The sequence below is a fragment of the Pseudomonas sp. PDM16 genome, from assembly GCF_014851865.1.
Taxonomy (GTDB): Bacteria; Pseudomonadota; Gammaproteobacteria; order Pseudomonadales; family Pseudomonadaceae; genus Aquipseudomonas.
The window spans coordinates 1-603 of record NZ_JACVAM010000027.1; the positions used below are offsets into that span (position 1 = coordinate 1).

At 66.5% G+C, this 603-nt stretch carries 1 pseudogene; it reads right to left on the bottom strand.

The features are described 5' to 3' along the window. Positions 1–603 (bottom strand): annotated as a pseudogene (locus IB234_RS23800) (type IV secretion protein Rhs); the annotation flags it as partial.

Below are 603 nucleotides of genomic sequence, written 5' to 3' on the forward strand. Positions count from 1 at the left end.
GTGTGAGCAGCGGGTTGAAGTCGGGGTTGTCCAGGTTGGCCTGCACGTAGGCGGACCACTCATCCTCGCTCCAGGTAGTCTGCTTGAGCCGTACCTCTTGCCGCTGGGCTTCCTCGGGTTGCATCAGATTGTGGGCCGGGTCGAAGGCGAACACTTCGCTGGCCTGGGGGGCCTGGGCGCTGAGCAGGCGTCCCAGTGCGTCGTAGCCGTAGCGGGTCGTGCCGTTGCGGCGGTCGTCGATGCCCAGCAGTTGCCCGGCCAGGTCGTACTGGTAGCGGCGGGAAATACGCTGGCCCTGGCTCGGCTCACCTGTATCGAGCCCTGGGCCAACCTGTGGATTGGCGGCCTGCCGTTGCAGGCTGGCCTGGCTGCGCAGCAGGCGGCCCAGCGGGTCGAGTTCGAAGTGCGTGTACAAGGCGCCTTGGGTACGGCCCGTTTCGCGGTGCAGGGCGTCGCGCTCGAAGTCGCAGATCACGTCGAAGTCGAGGTTGATCTGGTGGACGTGACCGCTGCCGTAGGTCAGGGTGTTGAGCTGACGGCCATCGGGCAACGTGGTGGTTTCCCGGTTGCCCAGCAGGTCGTAGGCGTGGCTCAGCTCGCTGC